Consider the following 17,707-nt stretch of genomic DNA (forward strand, 5'->3'; position numbering starts at 1 on the left):
CGACAGCAGCGACAGCGGCGGGCACCGGGACCAGGACACCGGGACCAGGACACCGGGACCGGGACGCCGACCAGGGCATACGATCCTGCCGGGAAGGGGTGAGGCATGGCCCGCATCACCATCGCCGACATCGCACGGCGTGCCGGGGTCTCGACCGGGGCGGTGTCGTACGCCCTCAACGACCGACCGGGCGTGTCCGCGCAGACGCGCGAGAAGATCCTGGCGATCGCCGCGGAGCTCGGCTGGCAGCCGAGCCAGGCGGCGCGCGCCCTGTCCGGGGCGAGGTCGGAGACGATCGGCCTCATCCTCGCCCGCCCCCCGCAGACCCTCGGCGTCGAGTCCTTCTACATGCAGTTCGTGGCAGGCCTGGAACAGGTCCTGTCCGGGCGTTCCTACGGGTTGCTGCTGCAGGTCGTCGCCGACGTCGACGCCGAGATCGCGGCCCACCTGCGCTGGCGGGCCGCCCGGCGCGTGGACGGCGTCGTCGTCGTGGACCCTCGTCGTGACGACCCGCGGCTGGCGCTGCTGGACGGGCCGGACGCGCTGCCCGCGGTCGTGGTGGGGGACCCGAGCCTCGCCGGTGGGGCGACCGCCGTGTGGACCGACGACGGCGCCGCCGTGCGCGAGTGCGTGCGCCATCTCGCGGCGCTCGGGCACCGGCGGATCGGGCGGGTGTCGGGCACCGCGTCGTTCGGGCACACGCGCCTGCGCGACACGGCGTTCGACGACGAGGTCGCCGCGCACGGGGGCACCGGACGGACCGAGCGCACCGACTTCAGCCCGCAGGAGGGCGCGCACGCCACCCGTGTGCTGCTGACCGGCCCGCAGCGGGTCACGGCGGTCGTGTTCGACAGCGACGCCATGGCGCTCGCGGGACTGGGCGTCGCCCACGAGCTGGGGCTGAGGGTCCCGCAGGACGTGTCGTTGGTGGCGTGGGACGACTCACCGCTGTGCACGGCCGCCTACCCGCAGCTCACGGCGCTGAGCCACGACGTGACCGCGTACGGCGCCCACGTGGCACGCCGGTTGTTCGACCGGATGGACGGCGCGTCGCCGGGGTCGTTCCTGGACGCGACGCCACGGCTGCGGGTGCGCGGGTCGACGGGCCCGGCCTGACGGGCCCGTGCCGGTGGCCCACCCTCACGCAAGGAGGCGTCGGGACGCCGTGGGGTCAGCCGAGCGCCCGGTCCACGGCCGCGAGCGGGATGGGCAGCCAGCGGGGCCGGTGCCGGCTCTCGTAGACCACCTCGTAGAGCGCCTTGTCGAGGACGAGCGCCCGCAGCACCACCTGGGCGGTCTCCTCGTCGAGCCCGGGCGGGAGCGTCGCCGCGTCGGCGTACCCGGCGAGGAACGCGTCGACGGCGTCGGCCTGCCACGCCGCCGGGTCGCTCGCACCGCCCACGGCCGCCGCGTAGTCGAACGAGCGCAGCATGCCCGCGACGTCGCGCAGGGGAAGGTCCGGTGCCGTGCGCTCCGCGACGGGCCGCTGGGGCTCGCCCTCGAAGTCCAGGACCTTCCACACGTCGTCCCCGAACAGCGTCTGGCCCAGGTGCAGGTCGCCGTGCACGTGCTGGGTCGCCACGGGGACGGGCGCCGCCGAGAGCCGGGACTCGACGGCGTCGAGGAGCGTCGTGATCTCCGCGGACCGCTCGGCCAGCTCACCCGCCTCCCGCACCGCGCGGTCCGCGCGCCCGCGCAGGCCGGTGACGAACGCGTGCGCGTCGAGCGACGGACCCGGCGGCAGGACGCGTGCCATCCGTTCGTGCAGCGCCGCGACCAGCCTCCCCAGCGCGCCCGCGTGCACCGCGAAGGACCCGTCGCGGCTCGCCAGGTCGCAGGCGAGCTCGAACCCGTCCTCGGCGTGCGGGACCAGCTCGGACAGGATCGCCAGGTGCAGCGGCACCGTGTCGCCGCCGTCGATCTCCAGCGCCCCCAGGAAGCGCGGCACGCCCTCCCAGCCGTCCGCGGTCAGCGCCTGCGGCACGACGACGTCGGGGTGCGGGCCGTCGGCCACGGTGCGCAGGATCTTCAGCATGGCGCCGGTGCCCGCGGGGGACGGCACCCCGGGCAGCAGGACCGAGGTGTTCGACTGCTCGCCCGCGAGCACCCGCGCGCGCTCCGTGAGGGTGTCGTCGTCGCCCGTCACGCCCATGGCGTGCAGCAGCGTGAGCCACGCGGTCGGGTTCGCGCCGCCGTCGTGCACCGCCACGTCGCCCGCGGGGGTGGCCACGGTGCCGATGTGGCCGAGCGAGACGTGCTCGGCGTCCGCCAGCACCAACGGCACCTGCGCGACCACCTGCCCGCCCGGCAGCGCCGGGCCGGTCAGCCGCACCAGGAACAGCACCAGGTGCGGCTCGGACGTCGGGGCCAGGGCGTCGGCCGGTGACGCGCCGGACGACGCACCGTGCGCGCCGCCGTCGTCGAACGTCACGGCGAGCCACGGCTCCACCTCGACGTCCCCGGTGCCGGGGTACCAGCGCTGGGTGGGGAGCCAGGTCGCCAGGAGATCCCCGACGCTCGGGTCAGGACCTGTGGCCTGCACGGACACGTCGACCATGAGCTACCTCTCGTCGTCCTCGTCCGGTGGGGTGGCGAGCAGCCAGTAGAAGTCGCGCGAGCCCCAGGAGAGCGTCACCCGCTCGTCGGGGCCGACGGCGGGGAACCGGCCCCCGCCGAACACGTCGGTCAGGTCCCACCCGGCCAGGCCGGGCAGGTCGATCGTGGCCGACCGGGCCGTCGTCGACAGGTTCGCGGTCACCACCAGCGTCTCGTCGCCGGTGCGGGTGAACGCGAGGATCGCGCCGTCGTCGACGTCGCAGGCGGTGAACCGCCCGGTGCCGAACGTCGGGTGCAGGCGACGCACCGCCAGCATCCCGTGCACCCAGTGCAGCAGCGACGTGGGCTGCGCGAGCTGCGCCTCCACGTTCTGGTGCTGGTAGTGGTGCACCAACGACTGGTTGAGCGGCAGGTAGAGCTTGCCGGGGTCCGCCGTCGAGAAGCCGGCGTTGCGGTCCGGCGTCCACTGCATCGGCGTGCGCACCGCGTCCCGGTCGGGCAGCCAGATGTTGTCGCCCATGCCGATCTCGTCGCCGTAGTAGAGGCACGGGCTGCCCGGCAGGGACAGCAGCAGCGCGTGGGCCAGCTCGATCTCCTTGCGCGCGTTGTCCAGCAGGGGCGCGAGCCGACGGCGGATCCCCACGTTGGCGCGCATCCGCGGGTCCTGGGCGTACCAGCCGTACATGGCCGCCCGTTCCTCGGTGGAGACCATCTCCAGGGTGAGCTCGTCGTGGTTGCGCAGGAACGTGCTCCACTGGCCGCCCGAGGCGGGGATGTCCGGGGTGTCCGCGAGGATCTCCAGCAGCTGCGTCGCCCGCTGGTCGCGCATCGCGTAGAAGATGCGCGGCATCACCGGGAAGTGGAAGCACATGTGGCACTCCGGCTCCGCCTCGGAGCCGAAGTAGTGCACCACGTCCTCGGGCCACTGGTTGGCCTCCGCGAGCATGATCCGGCCCGGGAACTCGGTGTCGATGAGCCGGCGCACGCTGCGCAGGAACTCGTGCGTGCGCGGCAGGTTCTCGCAGTTGGTGCCCTCCTCCTCGAACAGGTACGGCACCGCGTCGAGGCGGAACCCGTCCACCCCGAGCCGCAGCCAGAACCGCACCACGTCGTACATCGCCTCGGCGACCTTCGGGTTCTCGAAGTTCAGGTCGGGCTGGTGGGAGAAGAACCGGTGCCAGTAGAACTGTCGGCGCACCGGGTCGAACGTCCAGTTGGACGACTCGGTGTCCACGAAGATGATGCGGGCGTCCTGGTAGGCGGAGTCGTCGTCGGCCCACACGTAGAAGTCGCCGTACGGGCCCTCCGGGTCGGATCGCGACGCCTGGAACCAGGGGTGCTGGTCGCTGGTGTGGTTCATCACCAGGTCGATCACGACCCGGATGCCCCGGGCGTGCGCCGCCTCGATGAGCTCGCCGAACTCCTGCAGCGTGCCGTACTGCGCGGCGATCGCCGTGAAGTCCGCGACGTCGTACCCGCCGTCGCGCAGCGGCGACGGGAAGAACGGCGGCAGCCACAGGCAGTCCACCCCGAGCCACTGCAGGTAGTCGAGGCGGTCCAGGATGCCCCGCAGGTCCCCGCTGCCCGTGCCGTCCGAGTCGCCGAACGCCCGCACCAGCACCTCGTAGAACACCGCGGTGCGGTACCACTCGGGATCGTCGTCGAGGCCCGGGTGCGGCTGGTCCGGGAGCTCGGGCTGACGGCGCGGGGGGAGCGCCTGGACGGGGATCTGCCGGGTGACCGGGCGGGGCACGTCCACGCCGCCGGGGCCCGCCGCGGCGTTCACGGGCCCTCCACGCGCAGCACGTGCGCGACCTGCACCAGCGGGTCCAGCCGGACGTACGGATGCTCGCCCCAGGGGTAGGACTGCCCGGTGAGCTCGTCGTGGACGGTGAAGAACGGCATGTCCTCGACGTCGTCGGGCTTCGTCAGCCCGAGCGCCGCGACGTCCAGCAGCACCGTGGACTCCTGGGCCTCGTGCGGGTCCAGGTTGACGATCACCAGCACGACGTCGTCCTGCGTCGCCCCGGGCCGGCCCGCGGCCGGCAGGTGCTCGGCCCGCACCCGGCGGGAGAACGCGACGACCTGGTCGTTCGTCGTCGGGTGGACCGTGAGGTTGCGCAGCTGCTGCAGCGCCGGGTGGCCGCGGCGGATCTCGTTGAGCTTGCCGAGCAGCATCGCCACCCCCAGGTCGTCGGCCTGCGACCAGTCCCGCGGGCGGAACTCGTACTTCTCGTTGTCGATCTGCTCCTCGACGCCGGGGCGCGGCACGTTCTCCACGAGCTCGTAGCCCGAGTAGATGCCCCAGGTCGGGCTGCCCGTCGCCGCGAGGACCGCGCGCACCGCGAAACCGGCGACCCCGCCGTCCTGCAGGTACGGCGGCAGGATGTCGTGCGTCGTCGGCCAGAACGCCGGACGCATCACCGCCCCCTGCTCGCCCGACACCTGCGACAGGTACTCCTCGATCTCGTCCTTCGTGTTCCGCCACGTGAAGTACGTGTACGACTGGTGGAACCCGATGCGCGCGAGCGTGGCCATCATCGCCGGCTTGGTGAACGCCTCCGACAGGAAGATCACGTCCGGGTCGGTGGCGTGCACCTCGGCCAGCAGCCACTCCCAGAAGTCGAGCGGCTTGGTGTGCGGGTTGTCGACCCGGAAGAGCGTGACACCGCGGTCGATCCACAGCCGCACCACCCGCAGCACCTCGGCGTAGATGCCCTTCGGGTCGACGTCGAAGTTGAGCGGGTAGATGTCCTGGTACTTCTTGGGCGGGTTCTCGGCGTAGGCGATGGAGCCGTCGGCGCGCACCGTGAACCACTCGGGGTGCTCGCGCACCCACGGGTGGTCCGGCGAGCACTGCAGAGCCAGGTCGAGCGCGACCTCCAGGCCGTTGTCCCGGGCCTCGGAGACGAACGCCTTGAACCCCCGCTCGGTGCCCAGGTCGGGGTGGATCGCGTCGTGGCCGCCCTCGGGCGAGCCGATGGCGTACGGGCTGCCCGGGTCGCCCGGCTGCGCGTCCAGGGTGTTGTTGCGGCCCTTGCGGAACGTGGTCCCGATGGGGTGGATCGGGGTGAGGTAGACGACGTCGAACCCCATGGCGGCGATCGCGGGCAGGCGCCGGGCCGCGGACAGGAACGTCCCCGACCGCCACGTGCCGTCCCGGGTGAGGGTCGCGCCCTCGGACCGGGGGAACATCTCGTACCAGGAACCCGCGAGCGCCAGCTTGCGGTGCACGCGCAGCGGGTAGGCGGCGCTGGCGGTGGTGCGGTCGCGCAGGGGGATGCGGTGCAGGGCTTCGACGACGGCGGAGCGGGTGGCCATCGCGAGGCGGGCCTCCGGCGGGCGGGTGGTGTCGGCGAGCTCGTCGGCGACCTGGGTGAGGAGCTCGGCGTCGGCCGCGGTGCGGCGGCGCTGCAGGCCCTTGGCGGTGATGCGGGCGAAGAGGCGGGCGCCCTCGGCGAGCATGAGCTCGACGTCCTGCCCGGCGCGGACCTTGATCGTGGCGTCGTGCGCCCAGGTGGCGTACGGGTCGGACCAGGCCTCGACGCGGAACGACCAGTCGCCCTCGGCGTCGGGCTGCAGGTAGCCGCGGAACCGGTCCAGACCGGGAGCCACGTCGGTCATGGGGGCCCAGGAGTGGACCCGGCCGGTGGGGTCGAGCAGGACGGCGGTGGCGGCGACGGCGTCGTGCCCTTCGCGGAAGACGGTGGCCTCGACGGGTACGACCTCGCCGGGTGTGGCCTTGGCCGGCCAGCGTCCGCCCTCGACGACGGGGGACAGCTCGAGCACGGGGATGCGGCCGATGGGTGCGGGCGGGGCGGGTTGCGGGGACGTCACGCCTCCAAACTAGTCAGGCCTCGCGGTCGGTGCGCGGGCAACATGCCCGGAATCTGCCCGTCCGGGTTTTCTGGTGGCGTCGTGGTGCGGCTCGCGGGGTACCACCTCGTGGCACGGGGTGCTGCCGCGCGGGAGGGTCAGACGGCGGAGGCGAGCGCGCGCCCGGTCACGCGACCCGTGTGCAGGCAGCCGCCGAGGAACGTCCCCTCCAGGGCGCGGTGCCCGTGCACGCCGCCGCCGCCGAACCCGGCGGCCTCCCCGACGGCCCACAGCCCGTCGAGCACCGTGCCGTCGTCGTGCAGCACGCGGCCCGAGGGGTCGCACCACAGTCCGCCGAGCGTCTTGCGGGTGAGCACCGACAGGCGCACGGCCAGCAGCGGTCCGTCCTTGGGGGTCGTGAGGGGGCGCGGCGGGGACACCCGGATCAGGCGGTCGACCTTGAAGTCGCGGGCCGCCCGGGTCGCCACCACCTGCGGGTCCTTGCCGAGGCCCGAGGCCACCTGCGCGTCACGGGTGGCCACGACGGCAGCCAGCGCCGCCGGGTCGACGTGCCCCCGCGACCCCGGTGTGGCGTCGGTGAGGGCGTTCATCCTCCCGGCGAGCTCCTCGGGCGTCCGCGCCCAGAGGAACTCGGGGGACTCGGCGGCGAACCGCGCCACGGGCCCCACGGCGCCCGGCAGCACGCGCTGCGCGAGCAGGCGCACGTCCTTGCCGGTCAGGTCGGGGTTCTGCTCCGAGCCGGACAGCGCGAACTCGGACTCCATGATCGCCTTGTTGAGCACGAACCAGGAGTGGTCGTCCTCGCGCCGGGTCACGTGCTGCAGCGCGCCCAGGGCGTCGAAGCCGGGGAACAGCGGGGCCGGCAGCCGGCGGCCGTCGGCGTCCAGCCACAGCGACGAGGGACCGGGCAGGATCCGGATGCCGTGGTTCGTCCAGACGGGGGAGTGGTTGGCGATGCCCTCCGGGTAGTGCCACATCCGGTCCTCGTGGACCAGCGCGGCCCCGGCGCTCGCGGCGTGGCCGAGCATGAGGCCGTCGGTGGAGTCGGGGACGCCGGACAGCATCCGGGCGGGCAGGGTCCCGGCGGCGGGGTCCCAGTGGGCGCGCGCCAGGTCGTGGTTGGCGCCGATCCCGCCGGAGGCGACGACGACGCCGCCCGCGGACAGCTCCTCGGTGCCGACGACCTCGCGCGACGACGGCGCACCGCGCGACGCGGCGTCGTCGGCGAGGATCTCGGTGCGCACGCCGGTGACGCGACCGTCGGTGACGACCAGCTCGACGGCGCGACGCCGGAAGCGCAGGTCCAGCAGGCCGGCGGAACGTGCGCGCAGGGCGGCGTCGACGAACGGGGCGATGATCGCCGGCCCCGTGCCCCAGGTGACGTGGAAGCGCGGGACCGTGTTGCCGTGCCCGGTGCCGTGCTCGGGCCCGAACGCGTACCCGCCGCGTTCCGCCCACTGGACCAGCGGGAACCAGCGCACGCCCTTGGCGTGCAGCCAGGGGCGCAGGTCACCGGCGGCGGCCTCGACGAAGTGCTTCGCCCACGTGTAGCCGTGCCGGTCCGGGCCCTGGCCGTCCTCCGCGCCGGGCGCGAACCGTGCCGAGCCCAACCAGTCGGACCACGCGAGCTCGGCGGAGTCCTGCACGCCGAGGCGGCGCTGCTCGGGGGAGTCCACGAGGAACAGACCGCCGAACGACCACCAGGCCTGGCCGCCGAGGGACGCCTCCGGCTCCTGGTCGAGCAGGATGACCCGCCGTCCGGCGGCGGTGAGCTCCGTGGCGGTGACCAGGCCCGAGAGCCCGGCTCCGATGACGATGACGTCGGCGTCCATGGCGGCAGTGTGGCAGACCTGACTCAGCGACGTGCGACGAACACCTCCACGCTGAGGGACTCCACCCGCGAGGTGCCGGGCTCGTCGTCCTCGTCGTCCTGCTCCGGGCCGTCCGGGGAGTCCCAGGTCGAGCTCCACACCCGCTCCCAGGCGCCGGCGCCCTCCAGCGGCTCCGGCAGCGTGACGACGGCGTCCTCGAGCCCGCCGTGCAGGATGCACAGCACGTCCGCGTCGCCGTCGTCCGGGCCGGGGCGCAGCATCTGGATGATGCGTCGGCCGTCCACCGACCAGGCGCCGGAGTCCATCGCGGCACCGGCGTCGTCGTACCAGAGCAGGTCGGTGTGCTCCTCGCCGGGACGGGGCGTGCCCAGGTAGAACGACTCGGCGCGCAGCGCCGCGTGCTCGGCCCGCAGCGCCACGAGGAACCGGGTGGTGGCCAGCAGCTCCGTGCCCGCGGTGTCCAGCCCCCAGTCGATCCACGAGATCTCGTTGTCCTGGGCGTAGGCGTTGTTGTTCCCGCCCTGGCTGCGCCCCATCTCGTCGCCGGCGGTGAGCATCGGTGTGCCCGCCGCGAGCAGCAGCGTCGCCAGCAGGTTGCGCTGCGAGCGTCGCCGCAGCGGCACGACGGCGGACCACGGCTCGGTGGTGGCGTCGTCGCCCGTGGGGGCGTGGCCCTCGACGCCGTGGTTCCAGGAACGGTTGTCGTCCGTGCCGTCCCGGTTGTCCTCGCCGTTGGCGTCGTTGTGCTTGTGGTCGAAGGACACCAGGTCGGCCAGGGTGAAGCCGTCGTGCGCGGTGACGTAGTTGATGGACGCGACCGGCCCGCGCATCAACGGCGGGTCGGACGGGCCGAAGAAGTCCGCCGACCCGGCCAGCCGTGTGGTCAGCTCGCGCAGCCCGTGCATCGGCTCCCCGTGCGACCCCGCCTTCGGCGCCTCCAGCCAGAACGACCGCGCCGCGTTGCGGAAGCGGTCGTTCCACTCCGCCATGGGGGCCGGGAAACGTCCCGTCTGCCAGCCGCCCGGCCCCACGTCCCACGGCTCGGCCACGAGCTTCAGCCCGGACAGCTCCGGGTCGGTCTGCAGCGCGACGAGGAACGGGTGGTCGGGGGTGAAGCCGTCGTGGTCCCGGCCCAGGGTCACCGCCAGGTCGAACCGGTAGCCGTCCACCCCGACGACCTCCGCCCAGTAGCGCAGCGAGTCCAGCGCCATCTGCACCACCCGCGGGCGGCGGAAGTCCAGCGTGTTGCCCGTCCCGGTGACGTCTGCCAGACGCGCCGGCGTCGAGCCGTCGTGCAGGTAGTACAGCGTGTTGTCCAGCCCGCGCCACGACAGGTGCAGCGCGTCGTCGCCGCCCTCGCAGGTGTGGTTGTAGACGACGTCGAGCAGCACCTCGATCCCGGCGTCGTGCAGCAGGTGCACCATGCCGCGCACCTCGTCCAGGACCGCGTGGGGCCCGGCCTCCTGGGCGGCGCGGGTCGCGTAGCCGGGGTGCGGGGCGAAGAACCCCATCGTGGAGTAGCCCCAGTAGTTGTCGAGCCCGCGGTCCACCAGCCACGGCTCGCCCGCGGACGCGTGGATCGGCAGCAGCTCCAGGGTGGTCACACCGAGCTCCTGCAGGTGCGCGATCACCGCCGGGTGCGCCGCACCCGCGTAGGTGCCCCGCAGCTCGGGCGGCACGTCGGGGTGCTGCATCGTCAGACCGCGCACGTGCGCCTCGTAGACCACCGTGTCCGCCCAGGGCACGCGCGGCTTGCTCTGCGGGGGCGGCTCGGGCAGGTCGCCGAGCACGACGGCGTGCGGCACGAACGGCAGCGAGTCCTGGCCGTCCGGACCGCCGTCAGGGTCCCCGCCGCCCCCGAGCGTCGCCGGCACGTAGGCGAGGTCGCCCACGAACCCGCGGGCGTACGGGTCCAGGAGCAGCTTGGCTGGGTTGTGCCGCATCCCGTTTTCCAGGTCCCAGGTTCCGTGCGCACGGAACCCGTAGCGCTGACCGGGCCCGACGCCGGGGACGTGCCCGTGCCAGACGCCGTACGTCGGCCCGTCCAGGGCGACGCGGCGCTCGCGGTAGCGGGCCGGGTCGTGGACGTCGAGGCCGTCGTCGACCACGTCGATCAGGCACAGGTCCACGCCGGTCGCGTGCGACGCGAGCACGGCGACGTCGATGCCTCCGTCGGGCGTGGTGCGGACACCGAGCGGTGGGACGTGGCTACGGGTGCGGTTGGGTCGGGTCAGCGGCGTGACCTTCGGGCGGGCCTCCATGAGGTCATCCTGCACGCCGCAGGGCGTCGGTGCAGCAAGGTGGGTCCTGCGCGGCACCCGTGGCGGGTCCTCGGGACGCCCGCTGTGCTGTGATCGTCGTCTCACACCGGTGGGTGGGACGCCCCGGTCCGGTGCCCCGTCGGCGAGTAGGCTCGGCCCAGGCGGCTGCGGCCGCCGTGCCCACCCGTCGAGCACCGGATCGGAAGGTTCCCCGTGCGCATCGTCGTTCTCGTCAAGTACGTGCCGGACATCAACGCAGACCGCCGCTTCGAGGACTGTCGCGTGGTGCGGGACCCGGGCGAGGGCACCCTCAACGAGCTCGACGAGAACGCCCTGGAGGCGGCGCTGCGCATCCTCGACGGCCTCGACGAGGACGAGCGCGCCGCCAGCGAGATCGTCGCGCTGTCCGTGGCGCCGCCCGACGGCGACATCGCGCTGCGCAAGTCGTTCCAGATGGGCGTGGACCGCGGGATCCGGGTGTCCGACGACACGATCGCGGGCTCCGACTACTTCGGCACCGCGGCGGCGCTCGCCGCGGCGGTGCGCCGGCTCGAGCAGGACGCCCCGGTCGACCTGGTCGTCACCGGCATGGCCGCGCTCGACGGGCTCGGCTCCGTGGTGCCCACCCTGGTGGCCGCCGAGCTGGGACGCCCCTCGCTGACGTTCGCGAAGAAGATCGCGCTGGCCGACGGCGTCGTGGAGATCACGCGGGCCACGGACGAGGCGGTCGAGACGCTCAGCGCCGCGCTGCCCGTGGTGCTGTCCGTCGCGGACACGGCGAACACGCCCCGCATGCCGAACTTCAAGCTGATCATGGCGGCGCGGACCAGGACGATCGAGGAGTGGTCCGCCGCCGACCTCGGGATCGACGCCGCCGTCGTCGGTGCGGGCGCCGCCCGCTCGACGACGACGTCCGCCACGCCCCGGCCGGAGAAGCCCGAGGTCGAGCTCGTCCAGGACAAGGGCTCCGGCGGCCGGGCCCTGGCCGAGTACCTCATCCGCAACGACCTGGTATGAACGGAGCAGCCGACATGTCTGTGCCCTCCCAGAACCGCACCGTCCTCGTCCTGCTCGACCCGGCCGGCGAGGTCCGCTCCAGCGTCCTGGAGCTGCTGACCATCGCTCGCTCCCTCGGCCGCGTGGAGGCCGTGACGCTCGAGTCCCCGAGCGTCGACGCCCTCGCCCAGCTCGGCGCGTACGGCGTCGAGACCGTCCACCAGGCCGAGCTGCCCGCCGAGCTCCGCGACGACGCCCGGCACCTGCCCGCCGTCGTCGCGGCGACGCTCGCCGCCGCCGTGCGGCTCACCGACGCCGACGTGGTGCTCGCGCCGTCGACGTTCGGTGCCAAGGAGGCCACGGCGCTCGCCGCGCGCGACCTCGGTGCCGGCCTCGTCATCGACGCCGCGGGCGTGTCCGAGGACGCCGAGGGGCGCGTCGTCGGGGCCAAGCGGGTCTTCGCCGGGTCCTGGGACACCGCGAGCGTGGTCACCACCGACGTCGCCGTGCTCACCGTACGGGCCAACGCCGTCGTGCCGAAGCCCGTCGAGACCGCCGTCGCCACCGAGGTGGAAGGGTTCGCCGTGAGCGTCGACGCCCCGCTGCCGACGGTGACCCAGCGCGTCGTGGTCGAGCGGGCGTCGGACCGACCCACCCTGGAGGAGGCGGCGATCGTCGTCGCGGGCGGACGCGGCACCGGCGGGGACTTCGGCCCCGTGGAGGAGTTCGCCGACGCGCTCGGTGCGGCGGTCGGAGCGTCCCGCGACGCCGTGTTCGAGGGCTGGTTCGACCGCTACGTCGGGCAGACCGGCGTCACCATCGCGCCGCGCCTCTACGTCGGCGCCGGGATCTCGGGCGCACCGCACCACCGTGGCGGCATGCAGGCCTCGCAGGTCATCGTGGCGGTCAACTCCGACCCCGAGGCGCCGATCTTCGAGATCTGCGACTTCGCCGTCGTCGGTGACCTGGCCGACGTGCTGCCGCAGGCCGCCGAGGTGATCCGCGCGCACAAGGCCACCCGGTAGCCGAGAACCACAGAGCCGCACCGGGATCGACGTACCGTGCGCCGATCTCGGTGCGGGTGCGTCGATCCTGGCGTCGGGGCCGGGCCGGGGGAGTCCTCAGGGCACGATGACGGCCCGTCCACGCACCTTGCCGTCGGCCAGGTCGTGGTAGGCCTGCAGCGCGTCGTCCAACGAGTACGTCGTGTGCTCCACGGTCACGGCGCCACGGGCCGCGAGGGACATCAGCTCCGCGAGCTCGTGACGCCCGCCCCAGTAGGTCGAGGCCATGCTGACCTCGTAGGCCTGGCTGGACACCGAGAACGGCACCTCGGCGCCTGCGAGCCCGACCAGGGTCGCCTCGCCGGTGGACCGGGTGGACTTCCGGGCCGTCTCCAGGGTCGGGGTCGCGCCCACGAAGTCCAGGGCGACGTCGACGCCACGGCCGCCGGTCAGGTCGCGCAGCGCCTCGGCGGCGTGCTCGTCGGAGACCAGCACCTCGTCGGCGCCGTGCTCGCGGGCGAGGTCCAGGGCCTCCTGCTTGACGTCGAGGGCGACGACGCGGGCCGCCGTCGTCGCCTTGACGATCTGCACGGCCATGTGGCCGAGTCCGCCCACGCCGATCACCGCGACCGTCGCATCCGGGGTCATCTTCGACCAGGAGCGGCGCACCGCGTGGTACGGCGTCAGCCCGGCGTCGGTCAGGGCCGCACCCGCGGTCATGTCGACGCCGTCGGGCAGCGGCAGGCAGAAGCGCTCGTGGGGGACCAGCAGGTAGTCGGCCATGCCCCCGTCGAGCCCGAGTCCGCCACCTCCTCCGGGGATCGGCGCACCGGCCGGGTTCTCGCAGTAGGTCTCGAACCCGCGGGTGCACATCGAGCACACGCCGCACCCCCACGGTCCGTACAGCACCACCCGGTCCCCCTCGGCGACCGAGGACACGCCCTCGCCGACCGCATGGACCGTGCCGGCGTTCTCGTGGCCCAGGGTGAACGGCGGGTTCCACGGCACCGCGCCCTCGGTGAAGTCGTGCATGAGGTGCAGGTCCGAGTGGCAGGCGCCGGACGCTCCGACCTTCACCACCACCTGCCCGGGGCCGGGGGTCGGCTCTGGCACGTCGACCAGCTCCGGTTCTTGCTGCCATGCCTGCAGACGTAGTGCTCGCATCGTGACCTCCGTCGTCAGGTCTCCACCCTCCCGCTCGGCGCAGTCGGTCGCAATCGCAGAGCGTCCGAGGGGCGTCGCGACCAGCAGGGTGCCGTCAGGGCCCCGCAACGCTGCAGCGGTCTGTCCGCCGCCGACCGGATCACCCCGTCCCCGGCCACGTGCGTGACCCTGGCCGCCCCGATCGACCGTGACGGCTCAGCCTCCGGCGAAGGGCGGCAGGAGGTCGAGCGTCGCGCCGTCCGGGACGACCTCGGACGCCTCGACGCGGCGGCCGTCGAGCAGCACGGAGCAGCGGGCGAGCACGGGCTCGGCCGAGGGTGCCGCTGCGACCAGGTGCGCGACGACGTCGCCCACGGTCACGCCGCCGCCGTCGCCGTCGCCGTCGCCGTCGCCGTGGACGGTGACGTCCCGCTCGGAGAACCCCAGCGCCGCGCGTGACGCCGCGAAGCACCGCACCTCGACGCTCACCCGTGCCACGGGGGCCGCTGCGTGCACGGTCGGTTCGGCCATCGTCATCCTCCGATCGCGCTCATGGTCCGGTCCGGCTGGGTGAACGACGGGTCGTCCATCCCGTGCCCGGCGCCCTTGCCCCACATCGCCGTCCGCCACAGGTCGGCCAGCACGGCGTCCGACGCCCCGGCGCGCAGCGGGCCGAGCAGGTCGGACTCGGTGTGCGCGAACAGGCAGTCGCGCACGCCGCCCTCCGCGGTCAGGCGGGTGCGGCGGCAGTCGCCGCAGAACGGTTCGGTGACCGAGGCGATGATGCCGACGCGTCCGAGCCGGTCGCCCGTGGCGCGCGAGCGGACCTCGAAACGTTCCGCCGGGGCGCCGTCGCGCGGTTCGACGTCGGGTGCCAGGGCGAACCGCTCGCCGATCAGGCCGCGCACCTCGGCGGCCGTCACCATCGCGGAGCGGTCCCAGGTGTGGTCGGCGTCGAGCGGCATCTGCTCGATGAACCGCAGCTCGAACCCGCGCTCCAGGCACCAGGCGAGCAGCTCGGCGGCATGGTCGAGGTTGACGCCGCGCACCAGCACCGCGTTGATCTTCACCAGGTCGAACTCGCGGGCCGCGGCGTCGATGCCGGCGAGCGTGCGCTCCAGGAACGGCCGGCGTGCGAGCGTGGCGAACGTGTCGGGGTCGAGGGTGTCGAGGGAGACGTTGACCCGGTCCAGGCCCGCCTCGCGCAGGGCGCGGGCGCGGGACTCGAGGCCGACGGCGTTGGTCGTGAGGCTGATCTCGGGCCGGTGCTCCAGGGCGGCGACGTCGGCCACGATCTCCACGAGGTCCTTGCGCAGGAGGGGCTCACCGCCGGTGAACCGGACCTGCTGCACCCCCAGCTCGCGGGTCGCCACGCCGACCAGGCGGGCGATCTCCGCGCGGGACATGACCTTCTCGCGGGCCAGGGAGGGCAGCCCGTCGGCGGGCATGCAGTAGGTGCACCGCAGGTTGCACCTGTCGGTCAGCGAGACGCGCAGGTCGGTGGCGACGCGCCCGTAGCGGTCCACGAGCCCACCCGTGGCGGGGCGGTCCGCGGGCAGGGTGACGCTCGCCGGGGCGGCGGCGCCGGGGACGCGGGGCAGGCCGAGGTCGACGGGACTCATCCGGCCTCCGCGGGGTTCGTCGGCCAGCCGAGCGCGAGCCGGCTCGCACGCGCCGAGACGTCGCCGCCTGCCGGTGGTGCGGTCACCGCCGGACCGGTGCGTTCCGTGCCGCCCGGAGGTTCGTGCTGGTGGGTGGCGCCGTCGGAGGCGGCCGCGAGCCCGCGGGCGTACCCGACGAGGTAGGCGGTGACCGGCGCGGCCGGGCGGGCGACGTGGTGCGCGGCGTCCCGGGCCAGGTCGAGCACCTCGGTGACGTCGATGCTCCCGTGCGGCAGCCCGAGCTCGGTCTCCACGGCGTCGACCCACCGGGCGAGCACGGTCGGGGTGTCCTCGGTCATGACGTGGTCTCCTTCGGGTGGCGGGCGGCGAGCCTGCTCACATCCTCCCAGGTGTCGACGTCGTCGCTCGCGCCGGCCTCGTCGGGGACCTCCACGAGGTCGAGCCCGGCGACGAGGCGGCGCACGGGCGCGCCGTGCGGGTCGAGCCCCTGCAGCGCGCCCGCGAGCGCGCCGCGACGGTAGATCCCGGTGAGCCACTGGGCGCGCCCACGGGCGACGAGGTGGACGCCGTCGGCCGGGGTTCGGTGCTCCGCGGCGGTGAGCAGCAGGGTGGTGGCGTCGACGGCGCCGGGCACGTCGACGGCGAGCAGCAGCACGTGGGCGGGCGCTGCGGGCCGGTGCGGGGCGTCGAGGGCGCGGAGGCCCGCGGCGATCCCGGCGACCGGGCCGCCGAAGGCCGGTTCCTCGCGGGTGAGGGTGACGCCGGACGGGACGGGTCCCACGTCGGGCGGCCCGACGACGACGGTGCGCTCGGCCCCGGTGCAGGCGGCGAGGGCGTGGTCGAGCAGGGTGGCGGCACCGACCACGACGCCGGGCTTCGCGGTGCCGCCGAGGCGCGTCGCGCGGCCCCCGGCGAGGACGATCGCGTCGTACCTCATCGGGGCTCCGGCAGACGGATCACGGCAAGGTGGTCGCCGGGGCGCACGGCGGTGACGTCGGCGGGCACGACGACGAGGGCGTCTGCGTGGGGCAGCGCGGAGAGGTGGTGGCCGTCGGTGGCCGCCGGGACGGCGCCGTCCGGGCCGAGCGTGACGGGCAGGACCTGTTCGACCCCGGCCGGGCTCGACCATCCGGCGGCGGCGGCGACCTCGTCGTGCGGGGGACTGCCGGCCGGTTCCCCGGCGAGGCGTCGGATCGCGGGCGCGGCGTACAGGACGAAGGACACGAACGCGCTGACCGGGTTGCCGGGCACGGCGATCCAGGGGACACCGTGCCAGGTGGCCAGGGCCTGCGGCTTGCCGGGCCGCATCGCGACGGTGGCGACGTCGACGTCGTGGGCGTCGCTCCCGGCGAGGACCTCGCGCACGACGTCCGACGCCCCGGCGGACACCCCGCCGGACGTGACGATCAGGTCGACGGCGTGCGGTGCGGCGGCGTCCGTCGGGGAGCGGGGCCCGGGAGGCCCGGAGGCGGCGTCGAGGGCGGTGCGCAGCGCCTCGGCGGCGTCGGGCACCGCTCCGGTGCGCACGACGTCGGCGCCCCAGGCGCGCGCCAGCGCGGCGAGCATGACGGAGTTGGAGTCCGGGACGGCGCCGGGGGCGGTGGTGCCGAGGTCCGCGAGCTCCGAACCGGTGGACATCACGGCCACGCGCGGGCGCCGCCGCGCGGTCACGACGACGACGCCGGCGGCCGCGGCCGTGGCCAGCAGGCCGGGCCCGAGCCGGGTCCCCGCCTTGGCGATCAAGGTGCCCGTCTGCAGGTCGCCGCCGGCGCGGCGCACGTGGTCGCGCGGCTGCCGGGCGAGCGTGACGGCGCGTTCCGTCGTCGGACCGCCGGCGACGAACCGACCGGTCGAGGTGCGTTCGACGGGGACGACGGCGTCGTAGCCCGCGGGCAGGGGAGCGCCGGTCATGATCCGCACGGCTCCGCGCCGGCCCCGGACGCCCTCCCCGGCCGTGGTCCCCGCCGCACCGTGCTCGCAAACCTCGGGAACCTCGGGCACCGTGCCGGGACGGACGTCGCCCAGGACCGCCAGCTCGACCGTGGTGCCGTCGGCGGGCAGGTCGGCGAGGCGTACCGCGTAGCCGTCCATCGCCGCGTGGTCGAAGGCGGGCACCGGCGCCGCGGCGACGACGTCGGCCGCAAGGGTCAGACCCGTCGCGGCCGGGTCGTCGAGCCGCACCTCGACGACGTCGACCGGGCCCACGCGCGCGAGCGCCGCGGCACGGTGCTCGGCGATGCTGCGCGTCCCGGATCCCATGATCGTCACCCTAGGACGTCGGTGTGACGACGGTGCAGCACCGTTCTCACACTCGTTTCGCGCCATGCGTGAGGTAGGGACGATATTGCGGGCCGGGTGTCTGGGGCAGGCCACCCCCAAGCGCCGCCGCCCTGCATGACGAGGCGAAGTTCTCACAGCCACCCCCGGGCGGGTGAGAGTTTTGCCTCATGGGGATT

At 74.3% G+C, this 17,707-nt stretch carries 14 protein-coding genes; 3 read left to right on the forward strand and 11 right to left on the reverse strand.

Features of this window, described 5'->3' with window-relative positions; genetic code table 11:
- Positions 1 to 105: 105 nt before the first annotated feature.
- The gene (locus tag ACNHYB_RS15735) at positions 106 to 1,116 is read left to right on the forward strand and encodes a LacI family DNA-binding transcriptional regulator (RefSeq protein WP_418276303.1); all 1,011 of its coding nucleotides are present in this window, start codon (positions 106 to 108) and stop codon (positions 1,114 to 1,116) included.
- Between the two features lie 55 nt (positions 1,117 to 1,171).
- Here ACNHYB_RS15735 and ACNHYB_RS15740 read toward each other — a convergent pair whose 3' ends face one another.
- The 5 genes from ACNHYB_RS15740 to glgX form a co-directional block, all read right to left on the reverse strand.
- Positions 1,172 to 2,557 carry an aminoglycoside phosphotransferase gene (locus ACNHYB_RS15740; RefSeq protein WP_418276304.1) on the reverse strand — a complete coding sequence of 462 codons (1,386 nt, stop codon included), beginning with the start codon at positions 2,555 to 2,557 and terminating at the stop codon, positions 1,172 to 1,174.
- A gap of 3 nt (positions 2,558 to 2,560) precedes the next feature.
- Positions 2,561 to 4,342: a maltose alpha-D-glucosyltransferase gene (gene treS / locus ACNHYB_RS15745; protein ID WP_418276305.1), complete on the reverse strand. Its 1,782-nt coding sequence runs from the start codon at positions 4,340 to 4,342 to the stop codon at positions 2,561 to 2,563.
- Entirely contained in the window at positions 4,339 to 6,393 is a 2,055-nt protein-coding gene (locus ACNHYB_RS15750) for an alpha-1,4-glucan--maltose-1-phosphate maltosyltransferase (protein WP_418276306.1), read from the reverse strand. Before ACNHYB_RS15750 ends, treS begins: the two co-directional genes overlap by 4 nt.
- Positions 6,394 to 6,530: 137 nt before the next feature.
- Positions 6,531 to 8,225, reverse strand: a complete 1,695-nt coding sequence (locus ACNHYB_RS15755; protein WP_418276307.1) for an FAD-binding dehydrogenase — start codon at positions 8,223 to 8,225, stop codon at positions 6,531 to 6,533.
- A 23-nt stretch (positions 8,226 to 8,248) separates the two neighbouring features.
- Positions 8,249 to 10,486: a glycogen debranching protein GlgX gene (gene glgX / locus ACNHYB_RS15760; RefSeq protein ID WP_418276308.1), complete on the reverse strand. Its 2,238-nt coding sequence runs from the start codon at positions 10,484 to 10,486 to the stop codon at positions 8,249 to 8,251.
- 213 nt (positions 10,487 to 10,699) lie between these two features.
- Between glgX and ACNHYB_RS15765 the strand changes: the two genes are divergently transcribed.
- Positions 10,700 to 11,503 (forward strand): electron transfer flavoprotein subunit beta/FixA family protein, encoded by an 804-nt coding sequence (locus tag ACNHYB_RS15765; RefSeq protein ID WP_418276309.1) that lies wholly within the window; start codon positions 10,700 to 10,702, stop codon positions 11,501 to 11,503.
- A gap of 14 nt (positions 11,504 to 11,517) precedes the next feature.
- Positions 11,518 to 12,507 carry an electron transfer flavoprotein subunit alpha/FixB family protein gene (locus ACNHYB_RS15770; RefSeq protein WP_418276310.1) on the forward strand — a complete coding sequence of 330 codons (990 nt, stop codon included), beginning with the start codon at positions 11,518 to 11,520 and terminating at the stop codon, positions 12,505 to 12,507.
- Positions 12,508 to 12,603: 96 nt separating this feature from the next.
- On the opposite strand, the gene ACNHYB_RS15775 is transcribed toward ACNHYB_RS15770, so the two are convergent.
- The 6 genes from ACNHYB_RS15775 to glp form a co-directional block, all read right to left on the reverse strand.
- Entirely contained in the window at positions 12,604 to 13,650 is a 1,047-nt protein-coding gene (locus tag ACNHYB_RS15775; protein ID WP_418276311.1) for an NAD(P)-dependent alcohol dehydrogenase, read from the reverse strand.
- Positions 13,651 to 13,845: 195 nt separating this feature from the next.
- Positions 13,846 to 14,160 (reverse strand): MoaD/ThiS family protein, encoded by a 315-nt coding sequence (locus ACNHYB_RS15780; protein WP_418276312.1) that lies wholly within the window; start codon positions 14,158 to 14,160, stop codon positions 13,846 to 13,848.
- A gap of 2 nt (positions 14,161 to 14,162) precedes the next feature.
- Positions 14,163 to 15,251 carry a GTP 3',8-cyclase MoaA gene (gene moaA, locus ACNHYB_RS15785; protein ID WP_418276313.1) on the reverse strand — a complete coding sequence of 363 codons (1,089 nt, stop codon included), beginning with the start codon at positions 15,249 to 15,251 and terminating at the stop codon, positions 14,163 to 14,165.
- Positions 15,248 to 15,589 (reverse strand): DUF6457 domain-containing protein, encoded by a 342-nt coding sequence (locus ACNHYB_RS15790; protein ID WP_418276314.1) that lies wholly within the window; start codon positions 15,587 to 15,589, stop codon positions 15,248 to 15,250. Before ACNHYB_RS15790 ends, moaA begins: the two co-directional genes overlap by 4 nt.
- Complete coding sequence (mobA, locus tag ACNHYB_RS15795) at positions 15,586 to 16,188, reverse strand: molybdenum cofactor guanylyltransferase (RefSeq protein WP_418276315.1); 603 nt, start codon at positions 16,186 to 16,188, stop codon at positions 15,586 to 15,588. The genes ACNHYB_RS15790 and mobA overlap by 4 nt, the downstream gene beginning before the upstream one ends.
- The gene (gene glp / locus ACNHYB_RS15800) at positions 16,185 to 17,510 is read right to left on the reverse strand and encodes a gephyrin-like molybdotransferase Glp (RefSeq protein ID WP_418276316.1); all 1,326 of its coding nucleotides are present in this window, start codon (positions 17,508 to 17,510) and stop codon (positions 16,185 to 16,187) included. Before glp ends, mobA begins: the two co-directional genes overlap by 4 nt.
- Positions 17,511 to 17,707: the final 197 nt, after the last annotated feature.

The organism is Isoptericola jiangsuensis (assembly GCF_048320105.1).
Lineage (GTDB): Bacteria > Actinomycetota > Actinomycetes > Actinomycetales > Cellulomonadaceae > Isoptericola > Isoptericola jiangsuensis_A.

Excerpts from the sequence above, each read along its gene's own strand:
- ACNHYB_RS15740 (WP_418276304.1), bottom strand. The coding sequence starts at position 2,557 with ATGGTCGACGTGTCCGTGCAGGCCACAGGTCCTGACCCGAGCGTCGGG.
- ACNHYB_RS15770 (WP_418276310.1), top strand. The coding sequence starts at position 11,518 with ATGTCTGTGCCCTCCCAGAACCGCACCGTCCTCGTCCTGCTCGACCCG.
- ACNHYB_RS15790 (WP_418276314.1), bottom strand. The coding sequence starts at position 15,589 with ATGACCGAGGACACCCCGACCGTGCTCGCCCGGTGGGTCGACGCCGTG.
- glp (WP_418276316.1), bottom strand. The coding sequence starts at position 17,510 with ATGGGATCCGGGACGCGCAGCATCGCCGAGCACCGTGCCGCGGCGCTC.
- ACNHYB_RS15755 (WP_418276307.1), bottom strand. The coding sequence starts at position 8,225 with ATGGACGCCGACGTCATCGTCATCGGAGCCGGGCTCTCGGGCCTGGTC.
- moaA (WP_418276313.1), bottom strand. The coding sequence starts at position 15,251 with ATGAGTCCCGTCGACCTCGGCCTGCCCCGCGTCCCCGGCGCCGCCGCC.
- ACNHYB_RS15775 (WP_418276311.1), bottom strand. The coding sequence starts at position 13,650 with ATGCGAGCACTACGTCTGCAGGCATGGCAGCAAGAACCGGAGCTGGTC.
- ACNHYB_RS15735 (WP_418276303.1), top strand. The coding sequence starts at position 106 with ATGGCCCGCATCACCATCGCCGACATCGCACGGCGTGCCGGGGTCTCG.
- glgX (WP_418276308.1), bottom strand. The coding sequence starts at position 10,486 with ATGGAGGCCCGCCCGAAGGTCACGCCGCTGACCCGACCCAACCGCACC.
- ACNHYB_RS15780 (WP_418276312.1), bottom strand. The coding sequence starts at position 14,160 with ATGGCCGAACCGACCGTGCACGCAGCGGCCCCCGTGGCACGGGTGAGC.
- mobA (WP_418276315.1), bottom strand. The coding sequence starts at position 16,188 with ATGAGGTACGACGCGATCGTCCTCGCCGGGGGCCGCGCGACGCGCCTC.